Here is a 13920-nt window from a genome sequence, read left to right on the forward strand (position 1 = left end):
TAAAGCCATATACCATGGGTGAGATTGTGTGCGAAGAAGGGAATGCAGTGACGGAACGTCAACTCAATGTGGCAGTAATCGGTGCGGGCCCCGCTGGCATTTATGCCTCGGATATCCTCTCCAAATCGAAGCTTGATGTAGCGATCGATTTGTTTGAACGATTACCAGCTCCCTACGGGTTGGTGCGTTATGGCGTGGCCCCCGATCACCCCCGCATCAAGGCGATCATCAACGCCCTGTACAACATTCTCAAGCGCGGGGATATCCGGCTGCACGGTAACGTCAACATTGGCACAGATGTGACGCTTTCGGAGCTACACCAGTACTACGATGCGGTGATTATCGCGACGGGCGCGGATCGCGACGCCCCGCTGGACATCCCAGGCACGGACCTGCCCGAGTCCTACGGCGCCGCAGATTTCGTCTCGTGGTATGACGGGCATCCCGATTACCCGCGGACGTGGCCGCTACAGGCACGCGAGGTTGCCGTTGTGGGTGTTGGCAACGTGGCCCTTGACGTGGCGCGTGTGCTGGCCAAGCATCCGGAGGACCTCCATCCCACCGAGATCCCCGCCAACGTTGAGGCTGGGTTGCGCGAATCCCCGGTCACGGACGTTCACATCTTTGGACGCCGTGGGCCAGCGCAAGTGAAGTTCACCCCGATGGAGCTCCGAGAGCTTGGGCACGTTCCGGACGTGGACGTGATCGTATACCCGGAAGATTTTGATTACGACGACGGATCCGAACAGGCCATCTCCTCGTCCAAGATGACCAAGCAAGTGACCGAACAGCTCACGAACTGGGTGTTCCAAGAACCCGAAGATCTGACAGCATCGCGCCGCATCCACATCCATATGCTGCAGCAGCCTGTAGCCATTCTGGGCAGCGAACACGTTGAAGGCATCCGCATGGAGCGGACCGAACTTCAGGGTGACGGATCGGTCAAGGGCACCGGCGAGTTCATCGATTACCCGGTTCAGGCCGTCTATCGCGCAGTTGGCTATGCCTCCCAGCCCATCGATGGCGCACCGTTTGACGATCGCCGCCACATCATCCCCAATGAAGCCGGACGTGTTTCACGTGACGGCGGGGTAGTGGACGGCCTGTATGCGACCGGGTGGATTAAGCGAGGCCCGATCGGGCTGATCGGCTCCACGAAGTCTGATGCTCAGGAAACCATCGCCAATCTCGTGGAGGACGCAGACGCGGGCATTCTGGAGGCCACCGGTCCCGGAACGGGTGCTGACGGGCTCCTGCCCTTCCTCGACAAGCGCGGCGTGCGCTACACCTCCTGGCACGGATGGGAGTTGCTTGAGGCCTACGAGAAGCAGCTCGGTGAGGCCGAAGGCCGCGAGCGCGTCAAGGTTGTGGAGCGCGAGACCATGACGGCCATCTCCCGGGGCGAGCCGCACAACGGCAAGCTCTACTGACAATTCAGGGAGAGTGAGCTAGTGCCGCGAGGTTGTCGTCGTCGTCAAAAACTCCTCGCCCCGGAGCCTTCCCGGCAACCGGGCCAACAAACCTAACGGTAGTTTGTGAACTGCAGCGCGCAGTCCACATCCGCATCTTTGAGAAGCGCGATTACCTCTTGTAGGGAGTCGCGCTTCTTGGAGCTGACGCGAAGTTCATCACCTTGGATCTGCACCTTGACGCCCTTGGGGCCATCATCGCGCACGATCTTTGCGAGCTTCTTCGCATTGTCCTGACTCAGCCCCTTCTTCAGGGCGCCAGCTAGCTGGAACTCCTTGCCGGAAGGTTTGGGTTCGCCATCGCCCACATCCAGCGATTTCAGCGGAACGCCGCGGCGGAACATCTTGGACTGGAGGACATCGTAGATTGCTAGGACGCGCTCGGGGGAGTTGGCCACCATCGTGATGGTCTCTCCAGAAAGGGTGACCGATGCTCCCACCCCCTTGAAATCGTAACGCTGGTTGATTTCCTTGGCTGTCTGGTTGACGGCGTTGTCCACTTCCTGACTGTCGTATTCGGACACCACATCGAATGATGAATCGGCCATGTTTCTCCTGACGTTCACGTTGGAATCTCGAGGTGAGACGGGGCGCGCGTGCGGCGTCGGTACCGGCCACAAGGCCCGCAAGCTCGGCGAATGGTACCTATGTCACAAGCGCTACTATCAGTTTGACAGTCTACGGGTGAAAGCTGCTAATCTCATCTGGCACGGTTCGGGCACGCTCGGATTGCGCAAGGCGGGTTTCCCGAGCGGCCAAAGGGAACTGACTGTAAATCAGTCGCTGTAAGCTTCGCAGGTTCGAATCCTGCACCCGCCACAAAGCACGGTGCAGCCGTGCTTCGCCTAGCGGCAGCTGTGACTGGTGTAACTGAGTTCTCACCGCCTTTTATTGGTAAAGGTATGTGCGAAACGGTACGCTGGTCCGCGTTGCCCCGATAGCTCAGTCGGCAGAGCGTCTCCATGGTAAGGAGAAGGTCAAGGGTTCGATTCCCTTTCGGGGCTCCATCGCTTCCACAATGGATGCGAGATGAGGCGGGGTAGCTCAGTTGGTCAGAGCGCACGACTCATAATCGTGAGGTCGCGGGTTCAAACCCCGCCCCCGCTACATATGAAGAAGCGAATCCTCGCTTCATCGCCGGACCGTGAGGAGATAGAGCGTTGGCTAGCAAGTCGGATGTTCGCCCCAAGATCACCCTCGCCTGCGAGGTGTGCAAGGAGCGCAACTACATCACCAAGAAGAACCGCCGTAACACGCCTGATCGGCTAAACATCAAGAAGTACTGCTCAAGGTGCAACGCATCTACGGTGCATCGCGAGACTCGCTGATCAGCTAATCGCTTGATGAAGAGGGCCTGCAGCTTTCGAGCTGTGGGTCCTTTTTCTTTGCCCGTTTCTGTGCCCGGGGCAACGGCGATTGCTCCCGCGCGCTGCTAGGCTTTGCGCGTGACGTGCTTTGTTCCAGAACATTCAGATGAACCCATCAACACTGTGCCACCGTTGCCAGCAGGCAGGACGGTGCCGGGTGCCAAGACACTAGCGGACCTCACCACGGTGGGTGTTGGCGGCCCGATGGCGAACTACGTTGAGGCGGCCACGGAGGCCGATTTCATTGACGCTATCCGCACGGCGGACGCAGAGGGCAAAGAGCTGTTGGTGATCGGTGGTGGCTCGAATGTGCTGGCCCGCGATGAACAGTTTGACGGCGTTGTGGTGCGTGATACCCGCTCCAATATCACGCTTGTGCAAGAAGGCGGATGCGAGGGAGCGAACCTCCGCGTATTGGGTGGAACCGGGTGGGATGAACTGGTGGTTCACACCATCCAGAACGAATGGATGGGGCTGGAGGCTCTGTCCGGCATCCCCGGAACTGTGGGCGCCGCACCCGTGCAAAACATCGGAGCGTACGGACAAGAGATCGCCTCCTCCGTTGCACGTGTCCAGACCTGGGACCGCAAGACGTCTAGCCGCCACGAGTTCTCCATGAGCGAGCTCGGGTTCGGATACCGCACCAGCCTCCTCAAGCAGACCTTCGCCGAGGGATGGGGGCCAAGCCCGCGCTACATCGTTCTGTCCGTAGACCTGCAGCTGAGAATCGCCTCCCTGTCCGCTCCTATCAGGTACGGCCAGCTTGCCAAGATGCTGGGCGTGGATGCTGGCACCCGCGTGCCAGCCAGTGATGTGCGCGCCGCCGTGCTGGAATTGCGGCGCTCTAAGGGGATGGTGTTAGACGATACGGACCGCGACACCTATTCCTGCGGGTCCTTCTTTACCAACCCTGTCATGACGGAGGAGCAGGCGGGCCAGTTGCCACAGGATGCTCCACGCTTCGCAGTGACCGATGAGAGCCGTGCCGTTCTGGGCGCCGCCGCGCCAACGGTCCCGGGGCAAGTGAAGACCTCCGCAGCGTGGCTGATCGACCATGCGGGCTTCCCGGCCGGATACGCAATGCCCGGGCCAGCCGCTCTTTCCAGCAAGCACTGCCTCGCCCTGACCAACCGCGGGGGAGCCACAGGCCGCGACCTTCGTGCTCTCGCCTCGGCCATCCAGCGCGGGGTGTCCGAGCGCTTTGGCGTTGAGCTCCACGCGGAGCCAACCGTTATCGGGGGCCTTTAGGGCGTCTTCAGGGGGTCTTAGGGCGCCTTTGGCCGGCGCCTAAGCTTCCTCTTCCTCGGCCAGCCACGAATCGATCTCCGCCTCCCAGCGCGCCTTGGATTCGTGTGAGGCGAAGGAGGCGTTCACGGAAGTGCGGGCGAGGTGGGCAAGCTCGGCATCGGAGAAGCCGCATGCCCGCAGGATCTCGTATTGATCGGTGAGCCGGGATAGGAAGAGTAGGGGATCATCCGCGCCAAGGGCGATGGATGCGCCGGCTTCCATCAGCTGGCGGACTGGCACCTGATCTTCTTCCCTGTAGACGCCGAGCGACACGTTGGATTCTGGGCAGATTTCGAAGGCCACACCGGCGTCAATGATGCGGCGGGCCAGATCCATATCTTCGCTGGCGCGTACGCCGTGGCCTAGCCGGGCCGGTTTGAGATGGGCCATGACGTCGCGAATATGCTCGGGTCCCAAAAGCTCCCCACCGTGAGGAACCGCGGGGATGCCGGCGCGCCGCGCAATATTGAAGGCGGCACTCCATTCGGACGTGGTGCCGCGCCGCTCATCGTTAGACAGCCCGAAGCCAACCACGCTGCCCGGGCCGTCCCCGGCGTACTGAGCTGCGAGGCGGGCGAGTGTGCGTGCTTCCAAGGGGTGGCGAATCCGAGAGGCGGCCACGATCACGCCCACTTCAACGCTGGTGGTACGCCATGCGTTCCTCGCCTCATCCAACACGATCTCAAGTGCGGGCGTAATCCCGCCAACGAACGGCGCGTAGGAGGTGGGATCGATTTGGATCTCGAGGCGCCGCGATCCCTCGGCTTTGTCAGCAAGCACGGCCTCACGAATGATCCGCCGCATCGAGTCCTCGCTGCGCACCACCGCGCGGGCGGCATCGTAGGCGCGCTGGAAGCGGAACCAGCCGCGCTGGTCAGCGGGCACCTGAAGTGCCACGTTGTCCGTCAGAGTGTCTGGCAGGCGGAGGTTTTGCTCGCGCGCCATGGAGATCAGGCTAGACACGCTGAGGGAACCTGTGAAATGCAGGTGCAAGTGAGCCTTGGGAAGTTTGTTGAGGTCACGCACGTGGCCATTTTTGCACAGATCGCGGGCCATTGCGGGCTCCGGAAGAAGCCACGGTGCGTGATACGTGGCGCATCGGGGCGCCATATGTTGTAGAAAAGACTCATGACGTTGCCAACCCGGTCCGAAAACGAGAGTCATGACCTCGCTCTCCTGACAGGTAATGGCGCGGCGGAGATGCTGCGCATTGCCTTGGGGGAACACACCGTTGTGCGCTCGTGGAGTGTTCACTCGGTTCATCACCGCCCGGGCGCTGGTGTGACCGTGTGTTATGACGTGGTGACGGACACCTTCAGTTCCGATGGCAGCGCGGAGCGGGGCCAAGAATACGTGTGCGCCTCAACAGCGCGGCTGTCCAATCCGGAGCATCCCGCGCTCGCGCATCTTCAGGCTGACGGCACGAAGGTGCGCGTGTGGCGTTACCCGAATGATCCGGAGTTGCCAGCGCTTCCGGTGGCTTGTTCGCCGGTGCTCATGAGCGAGTTGCTGGGCGAACCCGTGGCGATTGAGCTCAAGAGCTACCGTCCCACGCGCCGCGCTGTTGTGAAAGTATCTGGCCCCGACGGCACGCCGAGTTTCGGCAAGGTTCTGCGCCCGGGCCCCGCCCGCGAGTTGGTTGAGCGTCACCGCGTTCTTGAGCAAGCGCACGTACCGGCACCACGAGTTGTTTTTTCGAACGACGACGGGTTAGTCCTCGCCTCCAACGTGTCCGGGGAACCGTTGGCGAACCTGCTCTCACGCGGCATGGGAGCACGCGCGCCATTGGTGTTGGGAGAGCTCATCAAGGTGCTGGACGCCTTGCCTGCGGCTGCGCTGAACTTTCCCGAGAGACCAGCTTGGGCGGACCGCGCCGAACACTATGGGCATGCCGGGGCAACGGCGGTGCCGGAGGTTGCCGAGAGGTGTTACGCCATTGCTCGGCGGGTCAATGCCTTGTTGCACGTCTGTGATTCGGGGCCGATCGTGCCGGTACACGGTGATTTCTACGAGGCCAACGTGTTCATGGTTCAGGGAAGCGTGGACGTTGCCGGCATCATCGATGTGGATTCTGTAGGTCCGGGCCACCGTGTGGATGATCTGGCATGCCTGCTAGGGCACGTCAGCGTGCTGCCGCATCTGGCCCCGCGTTCTTATCCCTATGTGAGCGATGATCTGTCCCGCTGGGCCGCGATCTGTGAACAGATGGTGGATCCCATTGCTCTCAACGCGCGGGCCGGAGGCGTTGTCCTCTCGCTCGTGGCGGGTGCCAAGCGCGTTGACGGGCGCGAGTGGAGGTCCGATGCGCTCGGGCGCGTTGCCACGGCAGAATGGTGGCTGAACCGCGCCGAATCATGGGCAGTGAGCCGCGGAGTCATCTACTGACAACTGGCTGGTCCGCTAACCCACTGCAAGATTGTGTGGCTTAGATCAGCGAGAGGGAAAGCCTGCGAGACGGGAAGGAAAGAAGAAGGGAGTAGTCCACACAGCTGTGTGAACTACTCCCCAGAGCTTCAGCTCGTGCGTGAGTGGATCGCAACTCACGCGGTCGGGCACAGTGGACGCTAGGCCAACAAGTTCTGAATACGCGTGATGCCTTCTACGAGGTCTGCCTCGTTGAGAGCGTAGGAGAAGCGAAGGCAACCAGAGGCGCCGAACGCCTCGCCAGGAACAACGGCTACTTCTGCATCCTCCAAGATGATGGCAGCGAGTTCCGTTGTGTTCTCAGCGGTACGCCCATTAATCTCACGGCCCAGAAGCGAGGTGACATCCGGGTAAAGGTAGAAGGCTCCCTCGGCCTTGGGTACGATCACGCCATCGATGTCACGGAGCATTCCCAGCAGGAGGTTACGGCGGCCCTCGAAGGCCTTCCGCATATCTTCCACAATGTCCTGCGGGCCGGTCAAGGCGGCGATTGCTGCGCGCTGGGACACGTTGGACACGTTGGAGGTGGTGTGAGACTGCATGTTGGTGGCAGCCTTGATGATGTCCTTCGGGCCGTACATCCAGCCAACGCGCCACCCAGTCATGGAGTAGGTTTTCGCCACTCCGTTCAAAACGATGGTCTGATTTGCCAGATCTGGCACCAGATCGAGCAGGTAGTTCATCTTCTTGCCGTAGGTCAGGTGTTCGTAGATCTCATCGGTCACAACCCAGAGGCCGTGTTCGAGCGCCCACTCGCCAATGGCGGTGAGCTCTTCTGCCGAATACATGGCACCCGTGGGGTTGGACGGGGAACAGATCAGAATGGCCTTGGTACGGCGGTTGCGAGCTGCTTCGAGTTGCTCAAGCGTGACCTTGTAGCCGGATTCGGCATTGGTGAACACCTTGGTGGGTACACCGTCACACAGGCGGATTGCTTCAGGGTAGGTGGTCCAGTATGGGGCGGGAAGGATGATCTCGTCGCCAGGGTCAGTGATGGCTGCGAAAGCCTGGTAGACGGCCTGCTTGCCACCATTCGTTACGAGAATGTTCGCCGGGTCTACATGAATACCGGAATCGGCCAGCGTCTTGTCAGCAATCGCCTTGCGCAGCTCCGGGAGGCCGGAGGCAGGCGAGTACTTGTGATTCTTGGGATCACGGGCTGCCTCAATGGCTGCCTCAACAATATGGGGTGGCGTGGGGAAATCTGGTTCACCCGCACCGAAGCCCACAACCGGGCGCCCCGCGGCCTTGAGAGCTTTTGCCTTGGCATCTACTGCGAGGGTTGCTGATTCTGCGATAGCTGCGAGCCGGGATGATACGCGGCGAGCTGGTTCGGTAGATGTAGTCACGGCCCCATTTTCACATGCGAAATCGGGGGAATTCCGTTATGTGAGCAAAAATGGACAACACGCGAACAGCGGAGCATTCCTTGGCCATACCAGGCCAGACCAAGCCCAAAGTCCCGTATCCAAGGCGCAGAGTCGATGGAACATCGTCAGGCTTTCTCGCGCCTTGACTGATTGGTCAACCAATTTGTGTGTTGAATATGACAGATGGAGCATCCAGCTCGCTCTAGCCAATCCAAACAGGTAGTCTCGCTTGCGTTGTGCCGGGCACATTGGCATATACCCCTCACCATGGGGCATAATGTTCAAGTGCTCAATGGCCGAAGGGTAGTGGCGCAATTGGTAGCGCATCGGTCTCCAAAACCGACGGTTGGGGGTTCGAGTCCCTCCTACCCTGCTAAGGCGGCTCATGTTTGCATGAGCCGCCTTTGTTTAACCATGTAACTCCTGGACTAAGGAACGATGTGAACGCTGCTAGTAAGAAGAAGCCGGCGGAGAAAAAGCTGGGCTTCTTCGGCCGAATCGCGCTTTACATCCGCCAGATTTTCGGCGAGTTGAAGAAAGTCCAGCGCCCGTCCCGTAGCGAGCTCTGGCAGATGTTCCTCACGGTCATCCTGTTTGTGACTGTCGTCATGATCTTCGTCGGTCTGCTAGATGCGGGATTTGGCCGGCTAACACTGTGGATCTTCGGATAGGTACCCGCCTCTCCGATCAATGAAGGAAAGTAGGAATAGAGTGCCTGAAGAATTCCTCGAGCCCGAGGCCCAAGAGGAGACGTTCGAGGCCACCGAACCTGAACCCGAAGCGGAAGCTCCGGCCGGTGACGATCAACAGCCTGGCGTTATCTCCGAAGCGGACGTGCGTGCCAAGCTCAAGGGCCTAGACGGCCGCTGGTACGTGCTCCATACCTACTCCGGCTACGAAAAGCGGGTCAAGCAGGACCTTGAAGTCCGCATCCATTCGATGAACATGGAGGATTACATCTTCCAGATCGAAGTTCCGATGGAAGAGGTATTCGAGATCCGCCGTGGCCAGCGCAAGCTGGTTTCACGTGTGCGCATGCCTGGTTACGTCATCATCCGTCTGGATATGACGGACGATGCGTGGCGTGTTGTTCAGTCCACCAACGGCGTCACCGGTTTCGTTGGTAATGGCCGCACACCCGTGGCTCTCAGTGAGAATGAAGTTGTCACGATGCTCACGCCAGTTGTGGAAGCAGAAGCAGCTGCCGAAGCCAAGGCCGCCGGAGTTCCAACCGGTGCAGAACCGGCAACGGTTTCTCCCTACGAGGTTGGCGAATCCGTCACACTTACGTCCGAACCATGGGCCGGAATGCCCGCCACAGTTTCCAGCGTGGATCCCGCCAATCAGCGGCTTACCGTGCTTATGACCCTCGTCGGTCAGGAAACCCCGGTAGAACTCGCCTTCAGTCAGGTGCGCAAGGAGGATTAGCCGAACTCGGCTTTTCCTGACAAAGCGCGTATGCTCGAAGGCTGTCTGACCCGCCAATTCGGCGTGCCAGCACCTGCCGCTTATGCCATTGCGGCAGCGAAGAATGAAGAAAAGGACCCTACATGCCACCGAAGAAGAAGGTTTCGGGCTACATTAAGCTCCAGATTCCAGCTGGTGCAGCAACCCCTGCTCCGCCGATTGGCCCCGCTTTGGGCCAGCACGGCGTCAACATCATGGAGTTCTGCAAGGCCTACAACGCCGCAACAGAAGCCCAGCGTGGAAACGTTGTGCCTGTTGAGATCACCGTGTACGAGGATCGCTCGTTCACCTTTGAACTCAAGACCCCTCCCGCCGCCGAGCTGCTCAAGAAGGCTGCCGGCGTTGCCAAGGGTTCTGGCACTCCTCACACGGACAAGGTTGGCCACGTGAGCGCCGATCAGCTCCGCGAGATCGCCAAGACCAAGCAGCCGGACCTCAACGCCAACGATATCGATAACGCTGCCCGCATCATTGCTGGCACCGCGCGTTCGATGGGCCTGACAACGGACGCCATCTAAAGCTACGTAACACCGCACCGATGAGGTGCATCCAGTGGAAGGGCCTGCGCGGGCCCGTCAACCACAACTGCTCAAGAAGGAGAAAGCAGAATGGCAAAGCGCTCAAAGAGCTATCGCAACGCCGCGGCGAAGATCGCCGAAGGTGTGCAGTACAGCCCACTCGAGGCCATGCGCCTCGCAAAGGACACCTCGGTCACGAAGTTTGATTCGACCGTTGAGGTCATGTTCCGCCTTGGTGTGGATCCCCGCAAGGCGGACCAGATGGTCCGTGGCACCGTTAACCTACCGCACGGCACCGGCAAGACCGCTAGGGTCATCGTCTTCGCCGTTGGCGCGCGTGCACAGGAAGCAATTGATGCCGGAGCTGACGAAGTTGGCGGCGACGAACTGATCGCCAAGGTAGCCGACGGCTACGTTGATTTCGATGCAGCTGTTGCAACACCGGATCTCATGGGCAAGGTTGGCCGTCTGGGCCGCGTGCTCGGCCCCCGTGGCCTCATGCCGAACCCCAAGACCGGCACCGTGACCATGGACGTCACCAAGGCTGTGACGGATATCAAGGGCGGCCGTGTTGAGTTCCGAGTGGACAAGAACGGCAACCTCGGTTTCATCGTTGGTAAGACGTCCTTCGATGCCCAGAAGCTCGTGGAGAACTACGCTGCAGCTCAGGAAGAGATTCTGCGCCTGAAGCCCTCCACATCAAAGGGCCGCTACATCATGAAGGGCACAGTTTCCACCACGATGGGCCCCGGTATCCCGCTGGATACCACGAAGACCCGTAACCTAACCAGTCAGGATGCTTCCTAAGCGTTATTCTGATTGACAGCGAAAACCGCCCGGACTTAGCTCCGGGCGGTTTTTCTGTGCCAGCGCTTGCCAGCCCGTCACCTCCCATAGGAGAATCGGGCGAGTCATGCCCCGAAGAAGCGATCAAGACACAGGGAGATCGAACATTGCGATATGACGTCAAGAGATATCTAGCGAACAGGGGCTTGTTCGTGAAACATGTGAAAGTCCTCGAGCCGTATCACGACATGCTAGGCAACTCGATCATCTACAACGGGCAGCCTGTCACAACAAAGGTGGGCGTCAAGTTCCACGGGAAGAACAATCGGCTCGAAATTGCCAAAGATGCCAAGATCGAGTACCTATCAGTGGAATTCTGGGGGAACAACGCGCGGGTATACATCGGGCCAACGGTGAAGAAGCGCGGAGGCTTGCGCTTCACCCTACGCATGGGGCATGAATCCACGGTGACGGTTGGTCAAGATACGAGCTGTACGGCGCGCGCCTTCGTCTCCACGGGAGAGGGGTCCAGCGTGATGATTGGCGAAGATTGCATGATTGCCTCGGAGGTTGAGATCCGCACCGATGATGCTCACGCGATGTATGACGTGCGCACCGGTGAGCGGACCAACCCCTCTCACTCCATCACCATTGGCGATCATGTGTGGTTGGCAAAGTACGCCGCCGTGATGGGAGGCGTGACGATCGGTTCTGGATCGGTGGTTGGCTTCCGAAGCATTGTTACCCACGACGTCCCGAACAACTGTGTTGTTGCAGGAGCTCCCGCAAAGGTCATCCGCCGCGACGTGGCGTGGGAGCGCCCACGAATCGCAGATCGCAGGCCCGGCGAACTCGCTACCGCTCCCAAGAAGCGCGCCAAGCCCTACTGGAACGTCACCTCAGAAGAGGACGGTGCCCCGATCCTCACGAGTGGCACAGAATCGAACGATCCACGGCGCGCGCCCTAGCGGTGGCTGGACAGGGTAGGAGCGGTTGGGCACGTGCTCCGGAGCCGGCGCAATCCCTCCACCGCCGCGCCGGTATGATAGACGCATCGTGAACGCCGGTAGCCGCAGCCTACCCGCACCGCAGATGCCGCGTGGGGGAGTGTGGGAGGGGCCGTCGTCGTCGTCAAAAAGAAGGGAACGCTATGCAGACGTTGGTTATCGGAATAGCTGGGGGTACGGGAAGCGGCAAAACCACTCTCACGCACGCTCTCATCGATGCGTTTCCGGGCAAAACCAGCGTGGTGTTTCATGACAACTATTACCGGGCCTACCCTGATCTGACCTACGAACAGCGCAAGCGCCTGAACTGGGATTCTCCGGATGCCTTCGATTCAGGCCTGATGGTTGCCCAACTGAAGCAGCTCATTGCGGGCCAGGCGATCGATTCGCCGGTGTACGACTATTCGATCTACAACCCCTCCGATCAGACCCGCAGGATCGAGCCGGCTGATGTGATCATCGTGGAGGGCATCCTCATCTTCGCGGATCCGGCTATCTGCTCGCTGCTGGATATCAAGCTGTTCGTGGATACGGACGCGGATGTGCGTATCCTGCGGCGCATCAAACGGGACGTGATTGATCGCGGCCGCACCCTCGAATCGGTGGAGAAACAGTATCTGGAGACCGTCAAGCCCATGCATGAGCTCTATGTTGAGCCCTCCAAGCACAACGCGGACATCATCGTGCCCGAGGGCGGGCGCAACCTCGTGGCGCTTGACATGCTCATTCACAGGATTGCCGGCCAGATTGGGGTGGCTCCCGCTCCGATCAAGGAGCGAGTTCCCGCCCGCGGTGCGTGAGCGGAGAGATGCCTCACGAAGGAGCCGCACAAGTTGACCACCGGGCGGGGTAAACGTAGTCTTTTGCTTGCCGAAGACCGCAGGTCTCCCCTTGGGGGATAAACCTTAGAGTGCCAGCGCAGGTGAGAACTGAGTTTTGCTGATCCTAGCCAAGCCCTGTGCCACCTGCACAGGGCTTTTTGTTTTCCTGCGGCACAACGACCGGAAGGAGGCCCTATGGCACGGACCGATAAGTCTGCAGCGATTGCCGAACTCAAAGCATCCTTTGAGAAGGCAGATGCCGTGCTGCTCACTGAATACCGCGGGCTCACCGTTGCGCAGCTGCAAACACTGCGCCGCTCAATGGGTGCCGCTGTGGAATACAAGGTCGCCAAGAACACAATGGCTCGCATCGCGGCCAAGGAAGCCGGTATCGAAGGTCTCGAAGATCTTCTCACCGGCCCCACGGCCATCGCATTCGTGACCGGTGAGGTTTCGGAAGCGGCGAAGGCACTTCGCGATTTCGCCAAGGACAACCCTGCGCTTGAAATCAAGGGCGGCTTCATGGAGGGCGAAGTGCTCGCCACCGAAGGCGTTCTCAAGCTGGCCGATCTGGAATCCCGCGAGGTTCTGTTTGGCAAGGCCGCAGGTGTGCTCAAGGCTGTCATGTATCAGGCGGCATACGTCATCAACGCGCCAGCAACCAAGGCGGTCCGTACCGTCGAGGCCCTGCGCGCGAAGCAGGAAGAAGCGGCCGCATAGCGCGGCCCCAAATCAACATAAACAACTGCTCGCGTAGCAGGATTAGAAAGGTAGGCCATCATGGCTAAGCTCACTGTTGAAGAGCTCATCGCAGCGTTCAAGGAGCTCACCCTCGTTGAGGTTTCCGAGTTCGTCAAGGCATTCGAAGAGGAGTTCGACGTTACCGCCGCTGCTCCCGTTGCCGCTGCTGCAGGCCCCGCCGCTGGCGGCGCTGCTGAAGCCGTTGAGGAAGAGAAGGACTCCTTCGATGTTGTCCTCGACGCCGTTGGCGATAAGAAGGTTGCAGTGATTAAGGAAGTGCGTGCACTGACCTCACTCGGCCTGAAGGAAGCCAAGGATCTGGTTGACTCCGCTCCCAAGGCAGTGCTCGAGGGCGTTGCTAAGGACGCAGCCGAGAAGGCCAAGGAGCAGCTCGAGGGCGCCGGCGCTTCCGTCACCCTGAAGTGATGCGAGCGGCCTAGTGCCGCTTCTCACAGCTGTATAGCTCAAAACGCAGGACCTCTTCGGGGGTCCTGCGTTTTTGCTTGCATCTTCTAGGCGCATGTGGAACAGTGTGCGGAGGCTTAATGGAGAGCTAGTGACGGCTTCCACAGTCCCGAAGGGTGGATTGCGGAATGCCCCGGGTGTACATTAGATACTTGCGCCAGCGTACCCAAAGTTGTGCCCAATTACCGAGTGGACGGC

At 60.0% G+C, this 13920-nt stretch carries 15 protein-coding genes and 4 tRNA genes; 16 read left to right on the top strand and 3 right to left on the bottom strand.

The window, feature by feature from the left end; all coding sequences use genetic code 11:
- Nucleotides 1-14: 14 nt before the first annotated feature.
- Entirely contained in the window at nucleotides 15-1430 is a 1416-nt protein-coding gene (locus ACTHV6_RS01390; RefSeq protein WP_441385473.1) for an FAD-dependent oxidoreductase, read from the top strand.
- Nucleotides 1431-1522: 92 nt separating this feature from the next.
- Here the strand turns inward: ACTHV6_RS01390 and ACTHV6_RS01395 are convergent, their stop codons facing one another.
- A complete protein-coding gene (locus ACTHV6_RS01395) occupies nucleotides 1523-2017 on the bottom strand; it encodes a YajQ family cyclic di-GMP-binding protein (RefSeq protein WP_441385474.1) in 495 nt (164 codons plus the stop codon).
- Between the two features lie 189 nt (nucleotides 2018-2206).
- Between ACTHV6_RS01395 and ACTHV6_RS01400 the strand changes: the two genes are divergently transcribed.
- The 5 genes from ACTHV6_RS01400 to ACTHV6_RS01420 all read left to right on the top strand — a co-directional run bounded on the left by ACTHV6_RS01400 (nucleotide 2207) and on the right by ACTHV6_RS01420 (nucleotide 4084).
- Nucleotides 2207-2288 (top strand) — tRNA-Tyr (locus ACTHV6_RS01400).
- Nucleotides 2289-2400: 112 nt separating this feature from the next.
- Nucleotides 2401-2476 (top strand) — tRNA-Thr (locus ACTHV6_RS01405).
- A gap of 26 nt (nucleotides 2477-2502) precedes the next feature.
- A tRNA-Met gene (locus tag ACTHV6_RS01410) sits at nucleotides 2503-2576 on the top strand.
- Between the two features lie 53 nt (nucleotides 2577-2629).
- Nucleotides 2630-2797 (top strand): 50S ribosomal protein L33, encoded by a 168-nt coding sequence (gene rpmG, locus ACTHV6_RS01415; RefSeq protein WP_441385475.1) that lies wholly within the window; start codon nucleotides 2630-2632, stop codon nucleotides 2795-2797.
- 117 nt (nucleotides 2798-2914) lie between these two features.
- Nucleotides 2915-4084, top strand: coding sequence for a UDP-N-acetylmuramate dehydrogenase (locus tag ACTHV6_RS01420; protein WP_441385476.1), 1170 nt, complete (start codon nucleotides 2915-2917; stop codon nucleotides 4082-4084).
- 39 nt (nucleotides 4085-4123) lie between these two features.
- Here the strand turns inward: ACTHV6_RS01420 and ACTHV6_RS01425 are convergent, their stop codons facing one another.
- Nucleotides 4124-5149, bottom strand: a complete 1026-nt coding sequence (locus ACTHV6_RS01425) for an adenosine deaminase (RefSeq protein WP_441385477.1) — start codon at nucleotides 5147-5149, stop codon at nucleotides 4124-4126.
- A gap of 102 nt (nucleotides 5150-5251) precedes the next feature.
- On the opposite strand from ACTHV6_RS01425, the gene ACTHV6_RS01430 reads away from it, so the two are divergent.
- The gene (locus ACTHV6_RS01430) at nucleotides 5252-6508 is read left to right on the top strand and encodes a phosphotransferase family protein (protein ID WP_441385478.1); all 1257 of its coding nucleotides are present in this window, start codon (nucleotides 5252-5254) and stop codon (nucleotides 6506-6508) included.
- A gap of 179 nt (nucleotides 6509-6687) precedes the next feature.
- Here ACTHV6_RS01430 and ACTHV6_RS01435 read toward each other — a convergent pair whose 3' ends face one another.
- On the bottom strand, nucleotides 6688-7896 hold the full coding sequence (locus ACTHV6_RS01435; protein WP_441385479.1) for a pyridoxal phosphate-dependent aminotransferase: 1209 nt from the start codon (nucleotides 7894-7896) through the stop codon (nucleotides 6688-6690).
- Nucleotides 7897-8217: 321 nt separating this feature from the next.
- Here ACTHV6_RS01435 and ACTHV6_RS01440 point away from each other — a divergent pair.
- From ACTHV6_RS01440 to rplL, 9 genes are all read left to right on the top strand, one after another.
- Nucleotides 8218-8290 (top strand) — tRNA-Trp (locus ACTHV6_RS01440).
- Between the two features lie 67 nt (nucleotides 8291-8357).
- Nucleotides 8358-8588, top strand: coding sequence for a preprotein translocase subunit SecE (gene secE / locus ACTHV6_RS01445; protein ID WP_441385480.1), 231 nt, complete (start codon nucleotides 8358-8360; stop codon nucleotides 8586-8588).
- Between the two features lie 40 nt (nucleotides 8589-8628).
- Nucleotides 8629-9345 (top strand): transcription termination/antitermination protein NusG, encoded by a 717-nt coding sequence (gene nusG, locus ACTHV6_RS01450; protein WP_441385481.1) that lies wholly within the window; start codon nucleotides 8629-8631, stop codon nucleotides 9343-9345.
- A gap of 122 nt (nucleotides 9346-9467) precedes the next feature.
- Entirely contained in the window at nucleotides 9468-9902 is a 435-nt protein-coding gene (gene rplK / locus ACTHV6_RS01455) for a 50S ribosomal protein L11 (protein WP_441385482.1), read from the top strand.
- A gap of 90 nt (nucleotides 9903-9992) precedes the next feature.
- Entirely contained in the window at nucleotides 9993-10709 is a 717-nt protein-coding gene (gene rplA, locus ACTHV6_RS01460) for a 50S ribosomal protein L1 (protein ID WP_441385483.1), read from the top strand.
- 191 nt (nucleotides 10710-10900) lie between these two features.
- A complete protein-coding gene (locus ACTHV6_RS01465) occupies nucleotides 10901-11656 on the top strand; it encodes an acyltransferase (protein ID WP_441385484.1) in 756 nt (251 codons plus the stop codon).
- A 182-nt stretch (nucleotides 11657-11838) separates the two neighbouring features.
- Entirely contained in the window at nucleotides 11839-12495 is a 657-nt protein-coding gene (gene udk, locus ACTHV6_RS01470; RefSeq protein ID WP_441385485.1) for a uridine kinase, read from the top strand.
- Between the two features lie 216 nt (nucleotides 12496-12711).
- Nucleotides 12712-13236, top strand: coding sequence for a 50S ribosomal protein L10 (gene rplJ / locus ACTHV6_RS01475; protein WP_441385486.1), 525 nt, complete (start codon nucleotides 12712-12714; stop codon nucleotides 13234-13236).
- A gap of 60 nt (nucleotides 13237-13296) precedes the next feature.
- Nucleotides 13297-13683, top strand: coding sequence for a 50S ribosomal protein L7/L12 (gene rplL, locus ACTHV6_RS01480; RefSeq protein WP_441385487.1), 387 nt, complete (start codon nucleotides 13297-13299; stop codon nucleotides 13681-13683).
- Nucleotides 13684-13920 lie beyond the last annotated feature (237 nt).

Origin of the sequence: Ancrocorticia sp. (assembly GCF_052089425.1) — a bacterium.
Taxonomy (GTDB): Bacteria; Actinomycetota; Actinomycetes; order Actinomycetales; family Actinomycetaceae; genus Ancrocorticia.

Bases quoted from the DNA above. Each gene is read 5' to 3' on its own strand.
- ACTHV6_RS01395 (WP_441385474.1), bottom strand. From the start codon at position 2,017: ATGGCCGATTCATCATTCGATGTGGTGTCCGAATACGACAGTCAGGAA.
- udk (WP_441385485.1), top strand. From the start codon at position 11,839: ATGCAGACGTTGGTTATCGGAATAGCTGGGGGTACGGGAAGCGGCAAA.
- rplK (WP_441385482.1), top strand. From the start codon at position 9,468: ATGCCACCGAAGAAGAAGGTTTCGGGCTACATTAAGCTCCAGATTCCA.
- ACTHV6_RS01430 (WP_441385478.1), top strand. From the start codon at position 5,252: ATGACGTTGCCAACCCGGTCCGAAAACGAGAGTCATGACCTCGCTCTC.
- rplJ (WP_441385486.1), top strand. From the start codon at position 12,712: ATGGCACGGACCGATAAGTCTGCAGCGATTGCCGAACTCAAAGCATCC.
- ACTHV6_RS01390 (WP_441385473.1), top strand. From the start codon at position 15: ATGGGTGAGATTGTGTGCGAAGAAGGGAATGCAGTGACGGAACGTCAA.
- rplL (WP_441385487.1), top strand. From the start codon at position 13,297: ATGGCTAAGCTCACTGTTGAAGAGCTCATCGCAGCGTTCAAGGAGCTC.
- rplA (WP_441385483.1), top strand. From the start codon at position 9,993: ATGGCAAAGCGCTCAAAGAGCTATCGCAACGCCGCGGCGAAGATCGCC.